This is a genomic window from Candidatus Pelagibacter bacterium nBUS_27, assembly GCF_051200985.1.
Lineage (GTDB): Bacteria > Pseudomonadota > Alphaproteobacteria > Pelagibacterales > Pelagibacteraceae > Pelagibacter.
Genome location: NZ_CP172845.1, coordinates 925,510 through 950,304 on the forward strand (window position 1 = coordinate 925,510; position 24,795 = coordinate 950,304).

Below are 24,795 nucleotides of genomic sequence, written 5' to 3' on the forward strand. Positions count from 1 at the left end.
ATATGCTTGACATACAAAATCCAAAAGAAGCAAGAAAAGTTATCAGAAATAACGAATATACTGAGCAAACAGCTGGATCAGCAAACAAATATGTACAAGGAAATATTTGTATCTTACCAAGTAAATACGCAATGGATTTTGCTTCATTTTGTCAAAAAAATCCAAAGCCTTGTCCTCTGATAGGCTTTGGCACTAAGGGAGATCCATCTTTAAAAGATTTGGGAGATATCGATATCAGAACAGATGTACCTCAATATAGAGTATGGGAAAAAGGAAAAATTATTGATGAGCCTTATGATATAAAAAAATATTGGAATGAAGATTTAACAACATTTGTTTTGGGATGCTCGATGTCTTTTGAGTTACCTTTAATTGAAGCAGGAATACCTATTCAGCATATAGAGAATAATACTATTGTACCAATGTATCGAACTTCAATAGATTGTGAACCAGCTGGGCAGTTTTCAGGAAAGCTTGTAGTATCTATGCGGCCATTGAATTCAAAAGATACAATTAGATCAATTCAAATTAGTTCAAGATTTCCAGCTGTTCATGGTGCACCTGTACACTTGGGTGACCCTTCAGAAATTGGTATAAAAGACATAATGAATCCAGAATATGGTGATCCACCAAAAGCATTTAAAAATAATGAGATTCCAGTTTTTTGGGCTTGTGGAGTAACACCTCAATCAGTTTTACAAGATTCAAAACCAGATTTTTGTATAACACACAGTCCTGGGAAAATGCTTATAACTGATAAGCTTAATAATGATTTAGCAGCCTTATAATTAATTTCCTAAAAAAACTTTTGTAACTTTGTCATTATCAATTAGATCCTCTGATTTTCCATCAATAACTAATCTTCCACTTTCAAGCACATAACCTCTATCAGCCATACTAAGAGCCAATCTAACATTTTGTTCAACAAACAAAATTGATATTCCTTCGTTAACAATATTTTTAAAAATTTTAATTAAATCTTTCATTACCATAGGTGATAAACCTAAAAAAGGTTCATCAACCATTAAAAGTTTTGGAAGTCCCATCATACCTCTAGCTATTGCCAACATTTGTTGTTCACCGCCAGACATTGTCCTCGCTAATTGGCTAGATCTAGCTTCAAGTTTTGGAAAGATCTTATAAATTTTATTTAGCGAATTATCTAATTCCTTTTTAGCTGCAGGGTGCCAAGCGCCAAGTAAAAGATTTTGCATTACAGTCAAATGAGGAAAAACTCTTCTTCTTTCAAGAACATGAGATATGCCTAGTGCAGTTCTTTTATGCGTAGGTTCTTTGGAGATTAAATTATTATCAAAATGTATACTTCCATTCTTATGATGTACTAAATTACTTATTGTGTTTAAAATTGTACTTTTTCCAGAACCGTTTGGCCCTAAAAGAGCAACCATTTCTGCTTTCTTAACATTTATAGATACGTCCCAAATTACTTGAAAGTCATCGTATAAAACATCAATATTTTTAATATCAAGCAGCATCGAATGTTCCTAAATAAGAGTCCACAACCTGTTTATTATTTTGAATTTCTTTTGGAGAGCCATAGGCTATTCTTTCTCCTTGATCTAGAGCTAAGATATTATCTGAAATCTCCATAATGATATTAATATTATGTTCAATCGTAACAATTGTAACTCCTGACTTTTTAAGTTTTTTGATAAGCTCCACAAGACCAGGTATAGTTTTCTGGTCAACGCCACCAGTTACTTCGTCCATTAGTAATAATTTTGGCTCTATTGCCATAGCCCTTGCCATCTCAAGTCTTTTTCTTTGTCCTGTAGAAAGCTCTTTTGCAAAATGATGTCTTTTCTCAATCAAGTCAACAAAATCAATTATTTCTAAAGCTTTATCTCTAGCTTTTTTAATATTTTTTTCTTTAACAAACGAACCTATCATTACATTTTCAAGCAATGTTTGATCTGCAAATGGTTTTAATTTTTGAAATGTTCTTCCAATACCTAGTTTGCTTATTTTGTCAGGAGTTAATCCAAAAATATTTTTTTCAAAAAATTTAACTTCGCCAGTATCAGCTTTTGTATAACCTGTGATTAAGTCGAATAAAGTAGATTTTCCTGCACCATTTGGGCCAATTACACCAAGTATAGAGCCCTCTTCAACGTCAAAAGAAATATTATTGTTTGCTTTAATTCCACCAAAAGCTCTACTTAAATTTTCTACAGATAAAATTTTCATCTTTGTTTTTTTCTCTCTAAAATATTTTTTGGAACAAAAGATATAAGTCCATCTGGTCTAAAGACACAAATTAACATTAATATTAGTCCATAAAGGATTAGATCTACCGCACCACCTGTACCACCTAAATATATTCTTGAATATTCTGAAATTGGAATCAAGATTGCTGCTCCAAGTAATGGCCCCCAAACATTGCCTATTCCACCAAGGACAGTTATCAACAAAACAATAATTGATATTTCAATATTAAAAACTCTATCGGGATCAATTATTAAAATATATTGAGCAAACAAACTTCCCATTGGAGCCATAATCATAGCTGATATTACATAAGCAATAATTTTGTAATTTGAAACATTTATACACAAACTTAATGCCGCTTGAGGATCATCTCTCACAGCTCTTAATCTAAATCCTAATTTTGATCTACTTAAGATCCAAACCAAATAAAAAGTGATTAAAAAAAATACTAAAAAAACATAATAGTAAGGCATTTTACTTGTGTGAAATTGAAGCGCTAACCAAGAGTCACCAGATGTCATTGGAACCCATAAACCAGATGCTGCACCAACTAAATCCCATCTTTGAAAAACCACTTGAAAACTTATCCCTATCAGCAACGTTGCGATTGCAAAATAATGCCCACTTAATCTAAGCATTGGTATTCCGATTAAAACTGCTGCAACTCCTGAAAAAATTATTCCAAAAAATATGCTTATCCAAGGAGAAATACCGTACTGAACATAAAAAAATGAAGTTGCATAAGCTCCTATGCCAAAGAAAGCACCATGTCCAAGACTAATCTGGCCAGAAAATCCAGCTATCACGTTCCAAGATTGAGCCATAACAGCATGCATGAAAATCATGATCATTAAATGGAGATAAAAAGAGTTTAATCCAAAATGTGGTAGTGCAAATAATAATAAAACTATACCAGCAATTAATGAAATAATTTTTTTGTCTGTGTTCCAAAGTGGCTCTGCTTGTGCGGTTAATAATTTATCATTCATTAATATCTACCAAATAAACCTTGAGGTTTATAAATTACCACTAATAAATATATTGCAAAGACATACAAAAGTTTAAAAGATGGATCTATCAATAAGCCACCTAATGACTCTACAAGACCAATAATTATTCCTGCATATAAACAGCCAATAATACTTCCAAAACCACCTAGAGCTACAGCAACGAATGCAAATAAAGCAAAATTAATTCCTACATCAGTAAAAATGAAAAAATAGTTAGCCATCATTCCTCCTGCTATACCTACACATCCAAGTCCGATTGCCCATCCAATTGCAAACATTTTGTTTGAAGGAATTCCTAAAATTTCAGCAGCGTGTCTATCTTGAGCTGTAGCCTGTAAAGCTAAACCAGTTTCAGTTTTTGTGACAAATAAATACAAAGCTATAAAAGCAACCAAACATACTAAGCTTGCTACTAATTGTGGTTGACCAATAAAAACAGATCCTATTTCAAGCCTACCCTCTAATAAAGGTTTTTCTATATTTCTAAAATCTGGTGTCCATAATAATTGAGCTATAGATCTTATGAATATTGATAATCCAAAAGTAGCACAAATTTGAATTAACATTTTTGCTTTTAAGATGTATCTAATTAAAAAATAGTGTGTGAGTATTCCACATACAGCCATCAATAAAATGGTAATCGGAATTGAAAAAATAGGATCAATCCCAAATAATGACCACAGCCAAAATGAAGAAAACATTGATAGCATTAAATGTTCACCGTGAGCAAAATTCACAATATCCATTAAACCAAAAATTAAACTCAGTCCTGCAGCTATTAAGGCATAAATTAATCCCATCATTAGACCGGTAACAATTGCTTGAAGAATAATCTCTGATGTCATTAAGAATAAATATAAATTAGAAAACGTATAAACATTATATATAATTGCAAAAGTATATCATTGAATTGATTTTATATATGGTATTTAATTAGTTATTAACAAAAACAAATATGAGGGGAAATAAATGAAAAAATTAATACTTGCAGTATTTACTTTTTTATCATTAATTTGTGCACCTGTAGTAAGTTCTGCGCAAGATGTTAAAATTGGAGTACTGTATCCATTAACTGGTCCTGTAGCCCAAGTGGGTAAGGATGCAGTTGCTGCAGTACAAACTGCTTTAGATATTATTAATAATAGCCACAATATTCCTGGAATGCCTTTGGCAAAAGATGCTGGTCTAAAAGGTTTGGGTGGTGGAAAAATTTCAATAGTTGTTGGTGACCATGGTGGAAAACCAGATATTGGAGTTGGTGAAACAGAAAAAATGTTAAATTCTGATAAAGTTCACGCAATGTTTGGAGCTTACTATTCATCAGTTACTGGTGCAGCTAGTCAAGTTTCTGAAAGAGCTGGTATACCTTGGGTTAATGGTGAGTCTACATCTCCAAAATTAACAACAAGAGGATTTAAATATTTCTTTAGAGTTACTCCACACGATGGTGAATTTACTCAATTAATGTTTGAATTTATGAATGACTTTAACAAAAAGAATAATAACAAATTAAATACACTTGGTATTATTCATGAAGATACTTTGTGGGGATCTGATAGTGGTGGAACACAAAATAAAATGGCTAAAGACCAAGGATTTAAAGTTATTGAAAAAATTAGCTATAAAGCAAAAACAACATCTTTAAGTTCTGAAGTACAAAGATTGAAAGCAAAAAACCCTGATGTTTTATTGCCATCATCTTATACTGCTGATGCTTATTTATTTTTAAATACTGCTAAAGAACTTGATTATAACCCTAAACTTTTAGTTGCACAGAATGCTGGATATACTGATCCAAAATTTATAGCTACTATGGGAAGTAAAGCTGAAGGTGTAATTACAAGATCTCCTTTCAATACTGACTTGGCTACTACAATTCCAATGATTGGTACTGTAAATGACCTTTTCAAAACTCACTCAGGTGGAAGAGATCTATCTGATGTACCAGCTAGAGCTTTTACTGGCTTTATGGCATTAGCGAATGCAATTAATAATGCTGGATCAACTGATCCTGAAAAAATTAGACAAGCGTTAGTTAATTTAGATATGTCATCAGACTCTTTAATTGTTCCTTACAGAGGAATTAAATTTGGTGCTGACGGTCAAAATGAAAAAACTAGAGGTATTTTGATGCAAGTTCAAGGTGGTAAATATTGTACAGTTTATCCATTTGAATTAGCTGCATGTAAATTGCAGTATCCAATGCCTACTTGGTCTCAAAAATAATTTTAGATAATATTAGAGGCGGTCATTAATTTGGCCGCCTTTTTTTTTATACTTTTTATTGAATTATTATAAATTTAAAATAATATTAACTTACCTTGATTGAAGAACTCGTTATTTTAACTAAAATTATTTTTATCACTATTATCTTAACAGCTGATAACGCAGTTATAGTTGGTTCAATTGCAGCAAACTTTGTACCCAAAAATAGGAAACAAATTATTTTGTGGGGTGTGGCAGGAGCTTTTGTATTCAAAATTTTTTTTGCGATATTTGCTACTTACTTATTTAAATTTTATTTCATCAAAATATTAGGGGGATTATTATTAATTTGGATTGTCAATGATTTAAGAAAAGATTTGGTTGATATTAAAAAAATTAAATCACAAACTAAAAAAACAAAAGAACCCTCTTACATAAGTAGTATTGGAAAAGTTTTATTTGCAGATATTATGATTAGCTTTGACAATGTTATTGGGGTTGTTGCAGCGGCTAAAGAATATTTTGGTTTTATGATTTTTGGCCTTGTTTTATCGGTCGTTTTGACTGGAGCCTTAGCAACCTACATGGCAAATTACATACAAAAACATATCTGGATTGCTTATATGGGGTTAATATTTATTCTTATTGTAGGATTGCAGTTAATAATTGGTGGATTAGTTGATCTAGAAATTTTAAAAATTAATGAAGAATTTATTAAATATTTTTAGTTAATAAGAGTGTTTCTTTAGTGGAAACTTTTTTTGCCTCACATCCTGAGAATAATTAAATACTGCTTTTTTTATTTCTTTTCTAATGTTGCTATATTTCTTAACAAACCTAACATCTATTGGGTTAAGTCCAATTAAATCATCTAGTACCAAAATCTGTCCATCACAATTATTTGAAGCTCCTATTCCAATAGTTGGAATGTTAATCTGACTTGTTACTTTTTTTGCTAGAGTAGTTTCTACGCATTCAAGAACAATTGAAAATACACCTGCACTTTCTAATAATTTGGCATCATTTAAAATCTTATTTCTTTCAGAACTTTTTTTTCCTTTGTATCTAAAAGTTTTGTCTGATTGAGGCAGTAATCCTAAGTGACCCATTACTGGTATTTTATTTTTAGTTAAAGCTTGAATAATATTATAAATTTTTTTCCCACCTTCCAATTTAACAGCATCACATTTTGTAATTGAAATTATTTTTTTTGCATTTTTAAGTGCTTCTTTAGAATTTCGATATGTGTTATGTGGCATATCAACAACCATTAAGCTTTTTTTTATACCCATTCTCACACTTTTTGAATGCTCTATCATAGTCTTTAAGCTTACTTGTCTTGTAGATTTATAATTGTATAAAACTGAACCAAGTGAATCTCCTACTAAAATTATATCGCAGAAGTTATCCAAGATTGAAGCAATATTCTTTGAATAGGCAGTTAAACTAACAATCTTTGATTTATTTTTTTTTTAATTATATCTAATATTTGCTTTTTCATCGACTTACCACGAGCCGGTATTTTCCATTGAAGCCCAAGGTTCTTTGGGTTCTAAATTTCCTTCTTGAAGTATTTCAATTGAAATATTGTCTGGAGATCTAACAAACGCCATATGACCATCACGAGGCGGTCTATTAATAGTATAACCCATATCCATTAATCTTTGGCAGGTTTCATAAATATTATCAACTCTATAAGCTAAATGGCCAAAATTTCTTGAACCTTCACCAAGTTCATCACCATCCCAGTTATATGTTAATTCAATTTCTGCTTTTTCATCATTTTGGGCTGCAAGAAAGACAAGAGTGAATCTACCCTTTTCATTTTCCATACGTCTTGTTTCTTTTAATCCTAATCCATCACAGAAAAATTTTAATGACTCATTAATATTTTTAACTCTGATCATGGTATGCAAATATTTCATATGACTAATTTATAGTTCAAAACTACTCTAATTCAATAGTACTAGGTGGTTTTGAGGTAATATCATAAACAACTCTATTAATACCTCTTATGCTATTCACTATTTGATTAGAAATTGTTTCCATGAAAGACTTTTTGAACTCATAAAAATCTGCTGTCATTCCGTCTTCAGAAGTTATTGCTCTTAAAAGACATAAATACTCATAAGTACGATTATCACCCATAACACCTACTGTTTTGACAGGCAACAGGGCAGCATATGCTTGCCATATTTTGTGGTAAAGACCATGATCTTTTAAAGCTTGAATAAAATAGTAATCAGCCTCTTTAAGGATTTTAATTTTATCATTTGTAATTATGCCTGGCATTCTAATTGCTAAACCAGGTCCTGGGAAAGGATGTCTTGAGATAATATCTTTGTTTAAATTTAATTCTAAACCTAATTTTCTAACTTCATCTTTAAAAAGAAATTTTAAAGGTTCGACAAGTTTAAGTTTCATCTTTTTTGGAAGTCCTCCAACATTATGATGTGATTTTATTTTTGAGGTTTGACTGCCTGTTACCGATCTACTTTCAATTAAATCTGGATAAAGAGTTCCTTGTGCTAAAAATTTTACATTTTTAATTTTTTTTGCATATCTTTCAAATATTTTTATAAAGAGATTGCCTATAATTTTTCTCTTTTTTTCAGGATCAGAAACATTGTGTAGCTTTTTTAAAAATTCCTTTTCAGCATTTACATAAATTAGGTTCATTTTTAAACGTTTCTTAAAAGTCTTAACAACTTGTACTTCTTCATTTTTTCTTAAAAGACCAGTATTAACAAAAATGCAATATAATTTTTTACCAATGGCTTTATTAAGTAATTGAGCCACCACACTACTATCAACACCCCCTGATAAAGCACAAATAACTTTTTCAGATCCAACTTGATCTTTAACTTCCTTAATAAGCTGGATTTTTTGATCTTTAGAAGACCAATTACGTTTAATTTTACAAATCAAAAAAATAAAATTACTAATCAATTTTTTTCCATTTTCAGTGTGGGTTACCTCTGGATGGAATTGAATTCCATAAAATCTTTTTAATTTATTTTCTACAATTGCAAACTTTGAATTAGTGCTAGATGCTATTACTTTAAAGTTTTTTGGAAGTTTAGATACCTGATCTGCATGACTCATCCAAACCTTTTTAAATTTTTGTTTATTGAAAAAATTTTTAGTTAAAAGGCTTTCATTTTTTTTATAAATATTTGCCAGTCCGAACTCACGATGTTTTGATTGCTTTACTTTACCACCATTAAGCTTAGAAAGAATTTGATGACCAAAACAAATACCAAGAATTGGAATATTTAAATTTATAATCATTTTATCAAATGAATATTTATTAATTTGATAAACATTTAAAGGTCCACCAGATAAAACAATTCCTCTAATAGAGCTATCAACATCACTAATTTTGATTTTTTTGTGACTTATTATTTCAGAAAAAACACCTAGTTCTCTAATTCTTCTAGCAATTAATTGCGTAAATTGTGAACCAAAATCTATTATTAAGATTTTATCAAGATTTTGATCAAGACTCATTTTCTGGTTCTATATTTTTAAGAGACTTTTGAATTTCATTATTTTCATCACATAATTCGTCACAAACTTTTACAAATGTTTGTGAGAGATTTTTGACTTTAGAGTAATTTGATTTTTTTAAAGCTATTTTCATTAACATTAAAATAACTTCTTCATTATTTGGCTCTATCAGTAACGCTGTGTCCAAATTATATTCCTCTTTTTTTTGATTTTTTTCATGATTATAAATTTTTGCTAAATACAAATACGATTTTGCATCTTTAGGATTAAAAACTATATTGCGCTCTAACATAAATCGTGCATCATCATATTTTTTATCTTGATACTTTTTTAACGCTTCATCAAAAAAACTTTCTGCACTTAGTGCCAAGTTTATAGAAAATAAAGAAAAATATATTAAGGTAATTAATTTAAAAATTTTATTCATTAATATTTACTGTCATTTTTAACTACATCTACGTTGTGAACCATACTTTCATAAAAACCTGCTTTAGTAATCTTAACAAAGTTTGGTTTTATTCTAAGTTTTATTATATTTTTGGATCCAAGATAGCCCATAGATGATCTTAGTCCACCAATCAATTTATAAATAATACTTCCTACATCTCCTTTATATTTTGCAAAACCTTCAACTCCTTCTGGAACATATTTTGATGTATCTTTTTGTTTGGTTTGAAAATATCTATCTGCTGAACCTTTGTTCATTGCTCCTACAGAGCCCATACCTCTAAAGCTTTTAAATAATTTTCCATTTTTTTTTATTAATTTTCCTGGTGTTTCATCTGTACCAGCAAATAATGATCCTATCATTACAGCATCAGCACCTGCGGCAAATGCTTTTGCTAGGTCACCCGAATATTTAATTCCACCATCAGAAATAATTTTTATATTTTTATTTTTCAATCCATTTCTTACAGACAAAATTGCACTTAATTGAGGAACTCCAATTCCTGCAACTAATCTTGTGGTGCAAATAGATCCAGGGCCAATTCCAACTTTAATAATATCAACACCTAATTTAATTAAAAATTTAGCTGCTTCTGGTGTTGCAATATTTCCAGCACATAAAGCAATCTTTTTATTCTTCAATTTTTTAATAAATTTAATGATCTCTCCAACTTTTTTGGTATGACCGTGAGCTGTATCAACCACTATTAGATTAACACCTTCTTTTATTATAGCTTTGGATCTATCAAATTCGTTAGGTCCAGCTCCAACAGCTGCACCTACTAGTAATTTTTGCTTTTTAACTTTTTTAATTTCTAAAATTTGTTTTTTGATATCTAGATTTCTATGAATAACTCCTATTCCACCTGCTTTTGCTATAGCTATTGCCATTTTACTCTCTGTAACTGTATCCATTGCAGACGATAAAAGAGGAATTTTAAGTTTAAGGTGACTAGTTAATTGTATCTCTGTATTCACCTCAGAAGGCAATATTTCGGAGTATTTTGGTGCTAATGTTACATCATCAAAGGTAAGTGCTTCTTTTATAGGAACCATAATCTTTTATATACGATTCATTTTAAATTAAAAGTACCTATCTAAGACTACTACAAATGATAAAACTTTCCTTAGAGTCTTTTCTACTGGATTTAGGTTTAAAAACCTTAACTTCTTTAAAATATTTTTTTCCTTCTGCGACTATTTCGTTAAATGTGCCTCCCATAAAAATTTTTGAGATAAAATAACCTTTATCAGTTAAAAGATCTTTTGCAAAAAACATGGCTTCCTTGCAAAGTTCACCTGTTTGAATTGAGTCAATATTTTTTATTCCTGTCGTATTTACCGCCATATCGGACATAATTACATCTATTTTATTTTTTACATGCTTTTTTATTTCTTCTTGAATATTTTCTTCAGTAAAGTCACCTTGGATTTGAACAGTATTACCTATAGGCTCCATTTCTTTTAAATCTATCGATATCAATCTGCCACTTTTTGCAGCTTTTGCAGCATATTGAGACCAACTTCCTGGAGCTGCTCCAATATCTATAACAGAGATGCCACCTTTAAAAATTTTGAATTTCTCGTCTATTTCAATTAATTTATATGCAGATCGGGCTCGATACCCATCAACTTTTGATTGTCTGACATAAGTATCTCTTCTTTGTTTGTTAACCCAGTTTTTTGAAATTTTATTTTTTTTCAATTAATTATTAAATCGTAATTTTTTATCGATTACATCTCCATCGATGGTTTCTATTTTTGATATGAAATTTTTATCGTTTCTAATTTGATCATTATTTTTTCCTGCAAAATGAACTATTCCAATTTTATGATTAGGTAAATATGGTTCTACTAAAGTATCTTGTATTTTATCATATTTAAGACCACTAATATGTGTCCAATTACAATAAGCTGGAAGTATTTCTGCTGACAAACCATCACAATAAATTGTTATGTTCATTGCAATTTGTTCTGATCCCCAAATTTTTCCTGCTTTTAATGCAATTTTCAAATTTTTTTGCCAAACACTCCAATGTGAAGCATTAGCTTCTAGGGCAAATACACCTATGTTTAAATGAGGTTTGAGAGCTACTTGTCGAGCAATTTTTTCAGAAAAACCAGATGATTTTGCATGTTTATAGTTTTGAGATTTTATTCTAGCAAAACTTCCAAAAAACCATTCAGCTCTTAAAACTCTCCCATAAGCTCTATCTGCTGATGTTGCAATAGACAGCTTGTCATTTTCACACCCTTTAAAATATAACTCAATTGCTTCCCATGAATTAACCCAGGCATCTGCATCTATCCATAAATATTTTTCATAATTCGGAAAATATTTTGGAAGAAATGCTCTTGATACTTGACTTTTTAACCACTCTCTTCCTTTAACCTTAAAATTAGAAACTTCTATATCCCAGTCAGCAGGTTTTATTTCATCTACTTTTTTAGCAAGTATAGATTTTTGATTAGATGTAAGTCCTGCATCCATAATACAAATTGCAGTATTTTCACTTTCTTGAAAACTTTTTATGGAGTCTACTAATTCGTTAAGCAATTCAAAATAATTTGAGTCAGCAAGTGATATTATAACATTTTTTTTCATTACAAAATATCTTCTAAATCATCATCATCAGCTAGATCTTTATCGAGATATTGTTTTTTTAATTTTTGATAATGAAAAAAACTAATCGGTAACATAATTAGATAAATAATTGAGCTTATTGCTATAACGTTAAAAGGATAAATCAAAAGTAACCCTAAAAATAAGACAATACCAAATAATAAAAAAATAGTTGTTTTTCTTTGTATAATAATCTTTTTAAATGAATAGCTAGGGAATTTACTTATTAACAGTAAAGAAATTATTATAAAACAAATTGGTACAATAATATCATAATCAAGCTTAATATAATCAAAATTTGTTATACTTATAATTAAAGGTGTCAAAACCAAAATGCCTCCTGCTGGTGATGGAACCCCTTCAAAAAAATTATCTCTCCATGAAGGCTCTTGATTTGAATTAACATTGAACCTTGCCAATCTTAATGCCACACAACTTACATAAACCAAACATAACAACCAGCCAAATCTTCCTAATTCATTTAACTTCCAAAAATACATAATAAATGCTGGCGCTACACCAAAACTTATCACGTCTGCTAAAGAGTCTAATTCTTTTCCAACTTCTGAAGTTCCTTTAATTAATCTTGCAATTCTTCCATCTAACCAATCAAATAAGGCTGCAAAAATTATTGCTATAATTGCAAATTCAAATTTTTCATCTAATGCAAATCTAATTGAGGTTAATCCAATACAAACACCAACTAAAGTAAGTATATTGGGTAGAATAACTCTAGCATTTTTTTTATCTGCTATAATTTTAAAATTACTTTTGGGTTGTTCCATTTTTATTTTTTAGCTAACAAAGTCTCACCAGAAATAGTTTTTTGCCCAACTTTTACTAAAGGTTCATAATTCTCATAATAAACATCCGCACGACTTCCAAATCTAATCATACCAATTCTATCACCTTGGTTAACTTCTTGACCGTTATCTGTTTCACAAACAATTCTTCTTGCAACAAGTCCGGCTATTTGAACTACTATTATATCATTTCCACTTTTATCTTTGATTTTATAATAATTTCTCTCATTGTCCTCACTTGCTTTGTCTAAAGATGCGTTGAAAAACTTTCCAGGTTTATATAAAATTTTCTCAACTTTTCCTGAACAAGGTGTTCTATTTACATGACAGTCAAAAACATTCATGAACACACTTATTTTTTTAAATCTTTTATTTTCTAAACCAACTTCTTTTGGTCCATCAACTTCTTCAACTTTAATTACCTCTCCATCTGCTGGACTTACTAGATAATTATCGTCTTCTATTATAACTCTTTCTGGATCTCTGAAAAAATAATAAACCCACACAGTTAACAGTAAACCTATCGTTCCAAGAAAACCACTTAGAGATAATAAAATTATTGTAATGAAGCCTGCAATAACTAAAAATTTGTAGCCTTCTGTGTGTATCTTTGGAAATATCTTGCTAATCATTTTCTTCTATTTGCTAATTTTTGATTAATATGTATATAAACCATTCAAATTCAATTAATAAGATAAATTATTTTAATGAGTAAAATCAAGGTAAATAACCCAGTTGTAGAGCTTGATGGCGATGAAATGACTCGTATCATATGGGAGTTTATCAAAAATAAACTAATTCTTCCGTATCTTGATCTTGGAATTGAATATTATGATCTTGGTATGAAAAGTAGAGACAATACTGACGATCAGATCACAATAGACTCAGCAAATGCCATTAAAAAAATTGGTGTTGGAATTAAATGTGCAACAATTACACCTGATGAAGATAGAGTTAAAGAATTTGACCTTAAAAAGATGTGGAGATCTCCTAACGGAACTATAAGAAATATTATTGGTGGGACCGTTTTTAGAGAGCCAATTATCTGCAAAAATATACCCAAACTTGTGCCTTCTTGGACAGATCCTGTGATCATTGGAAGACATGCTTTTGGAGATCAATATAGAGCAACAGATTTTAAAGTGCCCGGCAAAGGTAAGATGGAAGTTAAATGGACTTCTGAGGATGGCAAAGATGAAATAAAATATGAAGTGTTTAATTTTACTGGTCCTGGTGTTGCGCTTTCAATGTATAATTTAGATAAATCAATTGAAGACTTTGCTAGGTCTTGTTTTAGCTATGGCTTAATAAAGAAATGGCCTGTTTACATGTCTACGAAAAATACAATTTTAAAACAATACGATGGTAGATTTAAAGACATATTCCAAGAAATTTTTGAAAAAGAATACAAAACAGATTTTGAAAAAAATAACCTAACGTACGAACATAGATTAATTGATGATATGGTTGCTTGTGCAATGAAATGGAGTGGTAAATATATCTGGGCTTGCAAAAATTATGATGGTGATGTTCAATCTGATACCATGGCACAAGGTTATGGTTCTTTAGGATTAATGACTAGTACATTATTAACACCTGATGGAAAAGTAATGGAAGCTGAAGCTGCGCATGGAACAGTTACAAGACACTACAGAATGCACCAGCAAGGTAAAGAAACTTCAACAAACCCTATTGCTTCTATCTTTGCTTGGACGAGAGGATTGGCACACAGAGGAAAACTTGATAGCAATGATGAGTTAATAAAATTTGCTCAAACTATTGAGAAAGTTTGTATTGAATGTGTTGAAAATGGCGCAATGACAAAAGATTTAGCTATTTTAATTGGTCCTTCAAGTAAATATTTAACTACTAATCAGTTTTTAGATGAGATTGATGGTAATCTTAAAAAGAAATTAAATTAAAGTTTTAAGCTTTTCAAAAGCATCATCAATTTTTGATTGATCCTGGCCACCAGCTTGAGCAAAATCTTTTCTACCTCCACCTCCTTGACCTCCAATAATCTCTGATCCTACTTTAACAAATTTAACCGCATCAAATTTTTCTGTTAAACTTTCAGTAACTCCAACTGCAATTCCTACCTTGTCATCTTTACTTGCAAAAACTATTACAATTCCATCACTCAATTCTTTTTTACCTTTATCAACAAGTTTTCTTAATTCTTTTGGTGGCAATCCATCAACTTTTTGAAGTCTTAATTTAACTCCATTAATTTCTTCATCTTTAATAATATTTTTTGATTTATCTTCTAAAATTGAATTAACAGAGATTGTTTCTAGTTGCTTTGATAAATTTTTAATTAAAGTTTTTTGATCTGATTGATCTAAGTTTGGTTTTCCACCTAATTTAGATATTTGTTCACTTAATTCTTTAATAACCTCATCATTTTTTTCTGAGGAAATATTAGATAATTTCTCTTTATTTTGTAAAAAATCCTCTAATTGCTTATCTCTTAGAGCCTCAATTCTTCTCACTCCTGCTGCAATTGAAGATTGGCTAATTATCTTAAATTTACCAATATCACTCGTATTTTTTACGTGAGTACCACCACAAAGTTCCGTTGAAAAATACTTCCCTTCATCATCTCCCATTGAAAGAACTCTAACCTCATCACCATACTTTTCTCCAAATAGAGCTAATGCTCCGTTTTCAACTGCTTCATCTGGTGTCATTAAACGAGTTTTTACGTCTGATTTTTTTGAAACCATTGTATTCACAAAGTTTTCTATCTTATCAATTTCATCTATTGGTATTGGTTTCATATGACTAAAATCAAATCTTAAACGACTTGGTTCAACTAAAGAGCCTTTTTGAGTTACATGATCACCTAATACTCTTCTTAAAGACTCGTGCAACAAGTGAGTTGCAGAGTGGTAAGCCCTGGTATCATCTCTTCTTTTAGTATCAATTTTAAGTTCAACACTTTCATTTATCTTTATTGATCCACTAATAACTTTTCCGTAATGCACATATAGATCACCTAATTTCTTTTGAACATCTGTTACTTCGAAATTAAAATTATTTGAAATAATTTCACCTGTATCCCCTACTTGACCTCCAGATTCTCCATAAAATGGAGTCTGGTTGACAATAATCATGCCTTCATCATTTTCTTTTAATTCATTAACTTCTTTATTGTTTGATAGAAGTGATAAAACTACTCCCTCTGCCTGGTTACTTTCATAACCTAAAAATTCTGTAGCTCCTAACTTATCTTTTATTCCAAACCATATATCTTCAACTGCAGCATCTCCAGATCCTTTCCAATTTTTTTTCGCAAGTTCTCTGCTTTCTTTCATCAATGATTGAAATTTATCTGTATCAATTGACATTGATTTATTTCTTAAAATATCTTCTGTAAGATCTAATGGAAATCCATAAGTATCATATAATTTGAATGCTACTTCACCAGGTAATACTTTATCTATTTTAGATACCTCATCATTTAAAATTTTAATTCCTCGATCTAAAAGAACTAGGAACTTTTCTTCTTCCATTCTTAGTGTTTCTTTAATTAAAGACTCCGCTCTTACTAATTCAGGATAATTACCTGACATTTCATTTTTGAGTGTGTCAAATAAATTAAAAAAAACTGGATCCTTAGATCCAAGTAAATGGGAATGTCTCATACCTCTTCTCATTATTCTTCTTAGGACATAACCTCTACCTTCATTAGAAGGTAGTACGCCTTCCGCTATTAAAAAAGCGCTAGCTCGCAAATGGTCTGCAATAACTCTAAAACTAGATTGGTTAGATTGATCTTGTTTTATTTTAATTATGTCAGATGCTGAGCTTATTATTTTTTTAAAATGATCTGTTTCATAATTGTCGTGCGTACCCTGAAGTAAAGCTGCTATCCTTTCTAGCCCCATACCAGTATCAACAGATGGTTTTGGTAGATTTATTCTTTTATCTTTCGAAATTTGTTCAAATTGCATGAAGACCAAGTTCCATATTTCTATAAAACGATCTCCATCTTCATCTTTAGTGCCTGGTAGCCCGCCAGTTAAATGATCTCCATGGTCATAAAAAATTTCTGAACATGGTCCGCAGGGACCTGTTTCACCCATTGACCAAAAGTTGTCAGATGTTGCTATTCTTATAATCTTATCATCGCTAAAACCTGCTATTTTCTTCCAAAAATTAAAGGCTTCGTCATCTTCATGATAAACCGTTACGTAAAGTCTATTTTTATCTATACCAAAATCCTTGGTAATTAAATTCCAAGCATAATGGATTGCTTGTTCTTTAAAATAGTCTCCAAAGGAAAAATTTCCTAACATTTCAAAGAAAGTATGATGCCTTGGTGTGTAGCCAACATTCTCTAAATCATTATGTTTTCCACCTGCTCTTACACATTTTTGTGAAGTAGTTGCTCTTTGATAGTCTCTTTTCTCTAAACCAGTAAATACATTTTTAAACTGAACCATACCTGAGTTAGCAAACATTAAAGTGGGGTCGTTATTTGGGACTAAGTTGCTAGACTCTACAATCTTATGATCGTTCTTTTCAAAATATTTTAAGAATGTATTTCTTATTTCGTTTAAAGATTTGTCTGCCATATTTTTAAAATACAGCTTTTTTATTCTATGTCTAGATAACAGTAAGGGAAAAAAGGCGCTTAAATTAAGCGCCTTTTAATAATTAAAGATGACTTTTTAACTAATTTTTTTTAGTAGGAACTACTTCCTCTTTAGCCTCTGCTTTTGGATCTTCTATCTGATCTTTTGCAGCTTTTTCTGGATCTAAAGGGTTTCCTTCAATCTTTTTTTGAATTACACCTGCTTTTTCTCTAATTAACAGTTCTATTTCAGCAGCTACTTTAGGATTTTGAGCAAGATAAGTTTTAGCATTTTCTCTACCTTGACCAATTTTTTCACCCTTATAAGCATACCACGCTCCTGATTTTTCAATAATGTCTGCTTTAGAACCAAGGTCGACGAGTTCCCCCATCTTACTGATCCCTTTTCCATACATTAGATCAAATTCAACAACTTTAAATGGTGGTGCTACTTTGTTTTTAACTACCTTAACTCTTGTTGAGTTTCCAATAATTTCATCTTTATCTTTAATGGCACCAATTCTTCTAATATCCATTCTAACAGACGAGTAGAACTTTAATGCATTTCCACCTGATGTTGTTTCAGGACTTCCAAACATAACTCCAATTTTCATTCTAATTTGGTTGATGAAAATCATCATTGTATTCGTATTTGAAATTGAGCTTGTTAACTTTCTTAAAGCCTGACTCATTAATCTAGATTGAAGACCTACGTGGTGGTCTCCCATCTCACCTTCAATTTCAGCTCTTGGGGTTAAAGCTGCAACTGAGTCAATTACGATAACTGAAATTGATCCTGATTTTACAAGAGTATCAGCTATTTCTAAAGCTTGTTCGCCAGCATCTGGTTGAGAAATTAAAAGTTCTTCTGTATTCACACCTAATTTTTTTGCATAAACTGGGTCTAAAGCGTGTTCTGCATCAACAAATGCACAAATTCCACCAGCTTTTTGAGCTTCAGCAACAACTTGTAATGCTAATGTTGTTTTACCAGAAGATTCCGGTCCATAAACCTCAACAATTCTTCCTTTTGGCAATCCACCTATTCCTAAGGCCAAATCAAGACTTAAAGATCCTGTAGAAACAGATTCAATATCCATTGCTCTTCTTTGTCCAAGCTTCATTACTGAACCTTTTCCAAAATTATCAGTAATTTGTGCTATTGCTGCATCTAATGCTTTGTTTTTTTCTTTAATATCCATTTCTTGATCTTTAGTAGATTTAACTACTTTTAGGTTACTTTTCGTCATTTTTAGCCTCTTTTTTTAATTTTTTTAACACTCGAATCATGAATTAAATGTACACATTTTGTTCTCATTAGCAATATATTAATTTTCTAGTCTAAAAAAACAAATAATTACTTAAGTTTTAGGTATTGGCTATTTAAAAGGCCAACTGCTTTTAACAGGTTATACTGAGCCATTAGGTAATTTCTTTCTGAGCTTACTAGAGATAATTGAGCAGAAAGTAATAGAGAATTTGACTGGATAACATCCAGTGTTGTTCTTGATCCTCTTTCATACTCTGCAGCAATTCCTTCATTTGCAATTTTAGCTGCTCTTACTTGTACTTTTACAGAATTTAAAAAACCTTTAGAAGACTCTAAACTTGACCATGCACTTGCTACATTTGTTTCGTTAGTTCTAACAGCATCATCCAATAATAATCTTTTTCTAGTAGTTAAATTAGATTGTTTGTTTATTTTTGACTGTGTTTTTCCACCTGTAAAGAAAGGCCAACTAACTGTTGCCTTTAATACATCTTTTTCTCTTTCATCAACTGTTGAACTTAGATCATCCGAATAGGATCTCTCTAATGATAAAGATGCTGTAGGTTTTAAATCTGATTTTGAGATAGCTACATCTTTTTCAGATTGGGTCAAATCAAATTTAGCAATTTTAATATCTGGATTATTTTGTTTTGATAAATTAATTGCTTCATTTAAAGAATTTGGAATACTTACAATTGATTTTGAATTTTTCTTTAGTTGATTAGGATCAGCTATTTTTCCAATAATATTTTCATAAGTTAATTTTGCAATTAACAAATCACTTTTTGCTTGAGTAAATTGAGCTTGAGCACCTGCCAATGATGACTCTGATTGTGCTAAGTCCGTATTTGTGATTTGACCACGATCTCTTCGAATTTTATCGTTTTCAACTTGTCTTCTCAAAAGATCTAAATTTTTTCTATTTATATTTTGTTTTTCTCTAGCTAGGATTAAATTTGTATAAGCGTCAACTGCACTATGAAGGGTATCTTGTTCTTTTTTAATCAATTTTGCTTTTGCTAAATTCAATGCTGCAATATTTTTATCAAGAGTTAAATCTCTTCCATAGTCTAGAAGCGTTTGTTCTAATTTAATTGATGTAGTGAATGGATCTACATCATTTATTGTAGCGTCTCCTCCACTTTGATTGGTTAGTTTATTTGTATTCTCTAAACTTTTAGATCCACTTAAAGTAAGTGTAGGTTTGTAATCAGCTTTTGAGATATTAATATCTTCTTCTGATGCTTTAATATTTTCTCTTTCAGCATTTAGCTGAATATTATTTTGATAGGTTTGATTTAATGCATCATATAAAGTAACCGCATTAGCATTACTAAAGATAAAGACTGTTAAGGTAACTAGTATTAATATTTTTTTCATTTTGCTTTATATACCGCAGATTTAATTTGATGGTTACTATTTAAATTCAAAATAATAGACGCATATTTAGGCATTTTTTTGAACATATTTTCTGTAATTCTTTGATAAGTTTGCATAAAATTTATCACATCCCCTTTGCTCATTATCTTGTGACTAGATGATTTTTTAGTCTTAAGCCAAAGTTTATGCTCTTGTTTTAGTCTCCATTTTTGAAGCAAGGTAAAGTTTTTAGCTTTTAGATAAATCATGCAATTAAGTTGAGAATATAATTTTTTATATTTTGTCTTTAATTGTTGGTTTACATATTTTCTCCAAATAAATTTTTGGTCATTTACTTTTTCAAGTGAATTAATTGATTTTTTAAGAGTTTTATTTTCTTCTGCTTTAGCTCCTACACACCATCCTTCAAATATTATTACATCAGGTTTTTCTTTTATTTTGTAACAATTCTTTTTAGGGAATCTGTCGTCCACTGCTTTATTAAAATTTGGTAAATCGATTGTTTTAAAATTCTTGCTCTTTGCTTTTTTAAAAAAGTTTAACATCATTTGTACGTCATGGGTTCCAGGCACCCCCCTTGTCATTAGCATTGGGTGAACTTTTTTTGATAAATTTAATCTTTCTTTTCGAGTTTTGTAAAAATCATCTATAGATATTTTAAATACTTTAAGTTTAAAATATTTTTCTAATATAATTTTTATAATTGAACTGATGGTTGTTTTACCTGTTCCTTGCCCACCCGCTAAACCAACAAAGTAAGGTCTTTTATTATTTACTTTTTTTGCAATCCAAAAACACATAGGAATTAAAAAAGACTTTAGCATTCCATCTTTATTACTAAACTTTTCTGTGGAAGTTTCTTGTGATTTAATAAATTTAAAACAATCTTTTTTAACCTTACTAAAACACTCTTCTGTAACTTTCATCGAACTTATTATTTTTTCTGATCCATTGGATGGTTCTTTCCATCTATCAAAGTTATATCTTTTAAGTTTGCTACATCGACCTCATCAACACATCCTAAATTAAATCCAGTCATCGCAGTATTACTTCTTGGATTGTGATGGGTGTAAATTCCACATTCAGAACAAAAATAATGTTTAGCAACTTTTGTGTGAAATTGGTAAAGCTTTAATTTGTCTTCTCCCTTGGTAATTTTAAAATCTTCATTTTTAACCATACCCATAGTTGCACTTTTTCTTTTACAAATTGAACAATTACATTTTACTATTTTTGCTAATTCATTAATTGGAACATTAATTTCAGCTTCAACAGCTCCACAATGACAATTTAATTTCATATAACTTTCCTAACCTAATTTAATTGATACTCTTTATAAATTTGTTCTCTACTATCTTTATTCATCCCTTTAGTTTTTTCTATAAATTCGTTTCTCAATTCTCTTGTTTTGAATATATAAAAACAAACCGTATCTGTGCTATGATAAATAGCTTTTAACTCATCATCTATATTATTTAACTCTTTTGGTATTTCAGTTTTAATGCAGATCATTTGTTTGTTTTTTAAGTTTAAACTATCTCTGGTTGAAGTTATCCACAATAGCACAAAATGTGGTTTCAGATGTTCACGTTTTGATTCACTTTTGATTCAGTTACAGACTCAAAATACAACCCCTTGAGTGTATTGTATAAATAGTCTATAAAGTAGAACAAAACAAGAACATGAAACTAACTATCCCTTATTATCTACATAAAGCAGGTGCTGGTTTTCCATCTCCTGCAACTGATTATATCGAAGAAGATATTGATCTTAATATGCATTTAATAAGAAATGTTCCAGCAACTTTCATTATCAGGGTGCAAGGTAAATCAATGGTGGATGTTGGAATTAATGATGGAGATTTATTGGTTGTCGATAAAAGTTTGAAACCAAAAAACTTTTCAACAGTGATTGCTAATGTTCATGACGAACTTGTGGTTAAAAGCTTAGTTCAAGAAAGAGATAAGAAATTTTTAACGTCAGGATCCAAGGAGTTTACTGACAGAATTTTAATTAATGAAGAACAAGATATTTTTATCTGGGGAGTTGTAACTTATGTCATCCATTCTATGTACTAAAAAAATAGCATTAGTTGATTGTAATTCTTTTTATGTTTCTTGTGAAAGATTATTCAATCCTAAAATAAGAAGAAAACCTGTTGTAGTTTTATCTAATAACGATGGTTGTATTATTTCAAGATCTACTGAAGCAAAAACTTTAGGGATTAAAATGGGTGAGCCTTATTTTAAAGCAAAAGATATTATTATCAAAAATAAAGTAGAAGTTTTCTCGTCTAATTATTCTTTGTACGGAGATTTATCCAGAAGAGTAATGCGAACTCTTAAAAGATTTAATTCAGATATGGAAATTTATTCTATTGATGAGGCATTCTTGGATTTATCAAATTTTCCAGATCAAGATGTGGAAAAAATTGGAAAAGAGATTAGGGAAACAGTTTTACAATGGACTGGTATCCCAACTAGTATTGGAATTGCTAAAACAAAAACCTTGAGTAAAATTGCAAATCAAATTGCAAAGAAAAAGCAATCAGGAGTTACTAGTCTAATTGGAATTAATAACTTGGATCCTGTGCTTGAAAAAATTGAAATTAATGATGTCTGGGGTGTTGGCAAACAATTAACAAAATTTTATAATAAAAATGGAGTTTATAATGCAAAGCAACTTAAGAATAAATCTAACAGCTGGATTAAGAAATCTTCTAATGTTTTGGGCTCAAGAACTGCAATGGAACTTAAAGGAATTCCTTGTATTAATTTGGAAACAACTACTACAAAAAGAAAAAGTTGTGTTGTCTCAAGATCGTTTGGGAAAAGAGTTGAAAAATTTCAAGAATTAAAAGAAGCAGTTGCAAATTATTGTTTAAATGCATCTGAGAAAATAAGATCAGAGTCGTTAGTTGCAAAAGCAATTACAGTATTTGTTAGAACGAGCCCTTTTCAAAGAAATTATGGATATTACTCGAATGCAAAGACAATTGATTTTCCAATTGCAACAAATAATAGTATCGAAGTAGTTAAAACTGCAGTTACCATACTTGAGAGTATATTTAAAAATGGTTACCAATATCAAAAAGCAGGTGTCATGCTAACGGGACTATCGAACGCCAATGATAAAACAAACCTATTTTCATCTGAAAAAGATGAGAAAATAAGCAGTTTAATGAGGTCTATTGATAACACTAATCACAGATACGGGAGATCTACTCTAAGTGTTGCAAGTGCTGGTGTTCAAAAAAGATGGAATATGAAAAGAGAATATTCTTCTAAAATAGACACAGCTGATTTTTTTAGTCTTCCAACGATTAGAGCTTGATTTATTTACCTTTTTTAATAACTGAGTGAGCTATTTTTTTCCAATTGTAGTCTGTATGCATTGAATTAATCACAACAATTCTTCCTAAATCAAAATCTATCATTATATGTTGACCACCAAAACCATTCATACCCATTACATTTCTTTTTTTCATTCCTGTATAATTTGTATAAAACTTTCCTGCATATGATTTTGGATTTAATGAAGACGTTTTGTCATCTTTCCATTTATTATTCATAGGAATTCTTAGTTTATGAATTTTTTTTAAATATTTTCCAACACAGGTATCATTTTGCCAATCATCTAACATTGCTTTAGCTATTCTCAGATAATCATACCTTGAAGCTCTAAATGAATATCTTAAAGGACCATCTTCATCTTTCACTTCATATTCTTTTAAGATAGTATTATTTCTATTATTCATTTTGATAGTTCTATCGTTCATTTTTAAAAACCATACATCATTGTTAATTTTTGCTTTATCAACAAATATTTCATCTAGTAAATCTTGAAATTTACCTTCAGATTTAAACCAAACATAGTTAATTAAAAGGTTGCTAAGAAAATTGGTGTATTGATATTTGCTTTTTGACTTTTTTGAGTTTTTAAAAACTCCCTTCTTCAAGTGAAATTCAACGGTATTTGAGTTTGCATTTTTATGATATTTATTTGTTTTTAAGTCAAAATCAGCATACTTTTGATGACCTGCAGCCATATTTAAAAGATTGATTAATTTTTGATCATAAAAGAGTGTATTTTCTAATAATGGCCAATCATTTAATCTATGATCAACACCATTGATATATCCCTTGCATATTGCATGGCCTGTAACATAAGAAACTATGCTTTTTCCCACTGATGCACTAGTAAACTGGGTGTCGTTATTATACAAAATTCCGAGTCGATCTTTTGGTGAAATTTCATCTATTGTAATTTTATTATCTTCAAAAAGTAAATAACTAAGCAAAGCTGTTTTTTGCATATGTTTTTTGATGTATTTTGAAATTTTATCATCTCTTAATTCTATATTAAATTTATAAGGATTTTCTGAACCTTTAGATCCAGCACGGTCAAATTTATTTTCTACTTCTAGGTATCTAAATAAATAATAAAGCAAAGTATCTTTATTAGGATTTACACCCCAAGGTATTTCTGATGATTTATAAAATTTGATATCTAAAGTATTTCCTGATTTGATTTGATCACATTTATTATAATACCATAAATGAGAGTATCGTTTTTCTTCTTTGCAAATTTTAGGTACTTCATCATTATTTACATAACCATAATGACCGTTTTTAGTTAGCCAATCGTTAAATTGATCTATAAAATTATCATTTGCATGCAGATGATTAATCCAAAAAAAAGATAAAACTATTAAAAATATAATCTTTTTCATAGTTTAT

The 24,795-nt window shown here is 30.1% G+C and carries 25 protein-coding genes and 1 pseudogene; 6 read left to right on the plus strand and 20 right to left on the minus strand.

The genetic code is table 11. The features are described from left to right. The first annotated feature begins 2 nt into the window (after positions 1-2). Positions 3-788, plus strand: coding sequence for a putative hydro-lyase (locus tag ACIJYG_RS05005; protein WP_435095823.1), 786 nt, complete (start codon positions 3-5; stop codon positions 786-788). On the opposite strand, the gene ACIJYG_RS05010 is transcribed toward ACIJYG_RS05005, so the two are convergent. From ACIJYG_RS05010 to ACIJYG_RS05025, 4 genes are read right to left on the minus strand one after another with little or no spacing between them, the layout of a single operon-like run. Then, positions 789-1,496: an ABC transporter ATP-binding protein gene (locus ACIJYG_RS05010; RefSeq protein ID WP_435095826.1), complete on the minus strand. Its 708-nt coding sequence runs from the start codon at positions 1,494-1,496 to the stop codon at positions 789-791. Then, positions 1,486-2,208: an ABC transporter ATP-binding protein gene (locus ACIJYG_RS05015; protein ID WP_435087727.1), complete on the minus strand. Its 723-nt coding sequence runs from the start codon at positions 2,206-2,208 to the stop codon at positions 1,486-1,488. The genes ACIJYG_RS05010 and ACIJYG_RS05015 overlap by 11 nt, the downstream gene beginning before the upstream one ends. Then, positions 2,205-3,218, minus strand: coding sequence for a branched-chain amino acid ABC transporter permease (locus ACIJYG_RS05020; RefSeq protein WP_435095829.1), 1,014 nt, complete (start codon positions 3,216-3,218; stop codon positions 2,205-2,207). The genes ACIJYG_RS05015 and ACIJYG_RS05020 overlap by 4 nt, the downstream gene beginning before the upstream one ends. Then, entirely contained in the window at positions 3,218-4,084 is an 867-nt protein-coding gene (locus ACIJYG_RS05025; RefSeq protein WP_435095832.1) for a branched-chain amino acid ABC transporter permease, read from the minus strand. The genes ACIJYG_RS05020 and ACIJYG_RS05025 overlap by 1 nt, the downstream gene beginning before the upstream one ends. Positions 4,085-4,208: 124 nt before the next feature. On the opposite strand from ACIJYG_RS05025, the gene ACIJYG_RS05030 reads away from it, so the two are divergent. Further along, on the plus strand, positions 4,209-5,465 hold the full coding sequence (locus ACIJYG_RS05030) for an ABC transporter substrate-binding protein (protein WP_435095835.1): 1,257 nt from the start codon (positions 4,209-4,211) through the stop codon (positions 5,463-5,465). Positions 5,466-5,560: 95 nt separating this feature from the next. Continuing rightward, a complete protein-coding gene (locus tag ACIJYG_RS05035; protein ID WP_435087732.1) occupies positions 5,561-6,172 on the plus strand; it encodes a YjbE family putative metal transport protein in 612 nt (203 codons plus the stop codon). Here ACIJYG_RS05035 and panB read toward each other — a convergent pair. The 9 genes and pseudogenes from panB to ACIJYG_RS05080 form a co-directional block, all read right to left on the minus strand. Further along, positions 6,173-6,945, minus strand: a pseudogene (gene panB, locus ACIJYG_RS05040) (3-methyl-2-oxobutanoate hydroxymethyltransferase). A 4-nt stretch (positions 6,946-6,949) separates the two neighbouring features. Then, the gene (locus ACIJYG_RS05045) at positions 6,950-7,369 is read right to left on the minus strand and encodes a VOC family protein (RefSeq protein ID WP_435095838.1); all 420 of its coding nucleotides are present in this window, start codon (positions 7,367-7,369) and stop codon (positions 6,950-6,952) included. Positions 7,370-7,391: 22 nt separating this feature from the next. After that, positions 7,392-8,954: a glutamine-hydrolyzing GMP synthase gene (guaA, locus tag ACIJYG_RS05050; protein WP_435095841.1), complete on the minus strand. Its 1,563-nt coding sequence runs from the start codon at positions 8,952-8,954 to the stop codon at positions 7,392-7,394. After that, positions 8,944-9,381, minus strand: a complete 438-nt coding sequence (locus ACIJYG_RS05055; RefSeq protein WP_435095844.1) for a tetratricopeptide repeat protein — start codon at positions 9,379-9,381, stop codon at positions 8,944-8,946. Before ACIJYG_RS05055 ends, guaA begins: the two co-directional genes overlap by 11 nt. Continuing rightward, a complete protein-coding gene (gene guaB / locus ACIJYG_RS05060) occupies positions 9,381-10,457 on the minus strand; it encodes an IMP dehydrogenase (protein ID WP_435095847.1) in 1,077 nt (358 codons plus the stop codon). The genes ACIJYG_RS05055 and guaB overlap by 1 nt, the downstream gene beginning before the upstream one ends. A 37-nt stretch (positions 10,458-10,494) precedes the next feature. Next, on the minus strand, positions 10,495-11,106 hold the full coding sequence (locus tag ACIJYG_RS05065; protein WP_435095850.1) for an RlmE family RNA methyltransferase: 612 nt from the start codon (positions 11,104-11,106) through the stop codon (positions 10,495-10,497). Further along, positions 11,107-12,006: a glycosyltransferase gene (locus ACIJYG_RS05070; protein ID WP_435095853.1), complete on the minus strand. Its 900-nt coding sequence runs from the start codon at positions 12,004-12,006 to the stop codon at positions 11,107-11,109. Further along, the gene (gene pssA, locus ACIJYG_RS05075) at positions 12,006-12,809 is read right to left on the minus strand and encodes a CDP-diacylglycerol--serine O-phosphatidyltransferase (RefSeq protein WP_435095856.1); all 804 of its coding nucleotides are present in this window, start codon (positions 12,807-12,809) and stop codon (positions 12,006-12,008) included. The genes ACIJYG_RS05070 and pssA overlap by 1 nt, the downstream gene beginning before the upstream one ends. Before the next feature lie 2 nt (positions 12,810-12,811). After that, a complete protein-coding gene (locus ACIJYG_RS05080) occupies positions 12,812-13,459 on the minus strand; it encodes a phosphatidylserine decarboxylase (protein ID WP_435095859.1) in 648 nt (215 codons plus the stop codon). Between the two features lie 75 nt (positions 13,460-13,534). Between ACIJYG_RS05080 and ACIJYG_RS05085 the strand changes: the two genes are divergently transcribed. Beyond that, positions 13,535-14,749: an NADP-dependent isocitrate dehydrogenase gene (locus tag ACIJYG_RS05085; RefSeq protein WP_435095862.1), complete on the plus strand. Its 1,215-nt coding sequence runs from the start codon at positions 13,535-13,537 to the stop codon at positions 14,747-14,749. Here the strand turns inward: ACIJYG_RS05085 and alaS are convergent. The 6 genes from alaS to ACIJYG_RS05115 form a co-directional block, all read right to left on the minus strand. After that, entirely contained in the window at positions 14,741-17,407 is a 2,667-nt protein-coding gene (gene alaS, locus ACIJYG_RS05090; RefSeq protein WP_435095864.1) for an alanine--tRNA ligase, read from the minus strand. The two genes, ACIJYG_RS05085 and alaS, sit on opposite strands and share 9 nt — an antisense overlap. A 100-nt stretch (positions 17,408-17,507) precedes the next feature. After that, positions 17,508-18,656: a recombinase RecA gene (recA, locus tag ACIJYG_RS05095; RefSeq protein WP_435089738.1), complete on the minus strand. Its 1,149-nt coding sequence runs from the start codon at positions 18,654-18,656 to the stop codon at positions 17,508-17,510. Between the two features lie 107 nt (positions 18,657-18,763). Further along, a complete protein-coding gene (locus ACIJYG_RS05100) occupies positions 18,764-20,056 on the minus strand; it encodes a TolC family outer membrane protein (RefSeq protein WP_435095866.1) in 1,293 nt (430 codons plus the stop codon). Next, on the minus strand, positions 20,053-20,982 hold the full coding sequence (locus ACIJYG_RS05105; RefSeq protein WP_435095868.1) for a uridine kinase: 930 nt from the start codon (positions 20,980-20,982) through the stop codon (positions 20,053-20,055). The genes ACIJYG_RS05100 and ACIJYG_RS05105 overlap by 4 nt, the downstream gene beginning before the upstream one ends. Before the next feature lie 8 nt (positions 20,983-20,990). After that, on the minus strand, positions 20,991-21,356 hold the full coding sequence (locus ACIJYG_RS05110) for a GFA family protein (RefSeq protein ID WP_435095870.1): 366 nt from the start codon (positions 21,354-21,356) through the stop codon (positions 20,991-20,993). 14 nt (positions 21,357-21,370) lie between these two features. Further along, positions 21,371-21,568: a hypothetical protein gene (locus ACIJYG_RS05115; RefSeq protein WP_435095872.1), complete on the minus strand. Its 198-nt coding sequence runs from the start codon at positions 21,566-21,568 to the stop codon at positions 21,371-21,373. 170 nt (positions 21,569-21,738) lie between these two features. On the opposite strand from ACIJYG_RS05115, the gene ACIJYG_RS05120 reads away from it, so the two are divergent. Further along, positions 21,739-22,134, plus strand: a complete 396-nt coding sequence (locus ACIJYG_RS05120; protein WP_435095874.1) for a LexA family protein — start codon at positions 21,739-21,741, stop codon at positions 22,132-22,134. Beyond that, positions 22,112-23,389 (plus strand): Y-family DNA polymerase, encoded by a 1,278-nt coding sequence (locus tag ACIJYG_RS05125; protein ID WP_435095876.1) that lies wholly within the window; start codon positions 22,112-22,114, stop codon positions 23,387-23,389. The genes ACIJYG_RS05120 and ACIJYG_RS05125 overlap by 23 nt, the downstream gene beginning before the upstream one ends. 1 nt (position 23,390) lies before the next feature. On the opposite strand, the gene ACIJYG_RS05130 is transcribed toward ACIJYG_RS05125, so the two are convergent. Continuing rightward, entirely contained in the window at positions 23,391-24,788 is a 1,398-nt protein-coding gene (locus ACIJYG_RS05130) for a hypothetical protein (protein ID WP_435095878.1), read from the minus strand. Positions 24,789-24,795: the final 7 nt, after the last annotated feature.

Bases quoted from the DNA above. Each gene is read 5' to 3' on its own strand.
- ACIJYG_RS05005 (WP_435095823.1), top strand. From the start codon at position 3: ATGCTTGACATACAAAATCCAAAAGAAGCAAGAAAAGTTATCAGAAAT.
- ACIJYG_RS05010 (WP_435095826.1), bottom strand. From the start codon at position 1,496: ATGCTGCTTGATATTAAAAATATTGATGTTTTATACGATGACTTTCAA.
- ACIJYG_RS05015 (WP_435087727.1), bottom strand. From the start codon at position 2,208: ATGAAAATTTTATCTGTAGAAAATTTAAGTAGAGCTTTTGGTGGAATT.
- ACIJYG_RS05020 (WP_435095829.1), bottom strand. From the start codon at position 3,218: ATGAATGATAAATTATTAACCGCACAAGCAGAGCCACTTTGGAACACA.
- ACIJYG_RS05025 (WP_435095832.1), bottom strand. From the start codon at position 4,084: ATGACATCAGAGATTATTCTTCAAGCAATTGTTACCGGTCTAATGATG.
- ACIJYG_RS05030 (WP_435095835.1), top strand. From the start codon at position 4,209: ATGAAAAAATTAATACTTGCAGTATTTACTTTTTTATCATTAATTTGT.
- ACIJYG_RS05045 (WP_435095838.1), bottom strand. From the start codon at position 7,369: ATGAAATATTTGCATACCATGATCAGAGTTAAAAATATTAATGAGTCA.
- guaA (WP_435095841.1), bottom strand. From the start codon at position 8,954: ATGAGTCTTGATCAAAATCTTGATAAAATCTTAATAATAGATTTTGGT.
- ACIJYG_RS05055 (WP_435095844.1), bottom strand. From the start codon at position 9,381: ATGAATAAAATTTTTAAATTAATTACCTTAATATATTTTTCTTTATTT.
- guaB (WP_435095847.1), bottom strand. From the start codon at position 10,457: ATGGTTCCTATAAAAGAAGCACTTACCTTTGATGATGTAACATTAGCA.
- ACIJYG_RS05070 (WP_435095853.1), bottom strand. From the start codon at position 12,006: ATGAAAAAAAATGTTATAATATCACTTGCTGACTCAAATTATTTTGAA.
- pssA (WP_435095856.1), bottom strand. From the start codon at position 12,809: ATGGAACAACCCAAAAGTAATTTTAAAATTATAGCAGATAAAAAAAAT.
- ACIJYG_RS05080 (WP_435095859.1), bottom strand. From the start codon at position 13,459: ATGATTAGCAAGATATTTCCAAAGATACACACAGAAGGCTACAAATTT.
- ACIJYG_RS05085 (WP_435095862.1), top strand. From the start codon at position 13,535: ATGAGTAAAATCAAGGTAAATAACCCAGTTGTAGAGCTTGATGGCGAT.
- alaS (WP_435095864.1), bottom strand. From the start codon at position 17,407: ATGGCAGACAAATCTTTAAACGAAATAAGAAATACATTCTTAAAATAT.
- recA (WP_435089738.1), bottom strand. From the start codon at position 18,656: ATGACGAAAAGTAACCTAAAAGTAGTTAAATCTACTAAAGATCAAGAA.
- ACIJYG_RS05100 (WP_435095866.1), bottom strand. From the start codon at position 20,056: ATGAAAAAAATATTAATACTAGTTACCTTAACAGTCTTTATCTTTAGT.
- ACIJYG_RS05105 (WP_435095868.1), bottom strand. From the start codon at position 20,982: ATGAAAGTTACAGAAGAGTGTTTTAGTAAGGTTAAAAAAGATTGTTTT.
- ACIJYG_RS05110 (WP_435095870.1), bottom strand. From the start codon at position 21,356: ATGAAATTAAATTGTCATTGTGGAGCTGTTGAAGCTGAAATTAATGTT.
- ACIJYG_RS05115 (WP_435095872.1), bottom strand. From the start codon at position 21,568: ATGATCTGCATTAAAACTGAAATACCAAAAGAGTTAAATAATATAGAT.
- ACIJYG_RS05120 (WP_435095874.1), top strand. From the start codon at position 21,739: ATGAAACTAACTATCCCTTATTATCTACATAAAGCAGGTGCTGGTTTT.
- ACIJYG_RS05125 (WP_435095876.1), top strand. From the start codon at position 22,112: ATGTCATCCATTCTATGTACTAAAAAAATAGCATTAGTTGATTGTAAT.
- ACIJYG_RS05130 (WP_435095878.1), bottom strand. From the start codon at position 24,788: ATGAAAAAGATTATATTTTTAATAGTTTTATCTTTTTTTTGGATTAAT.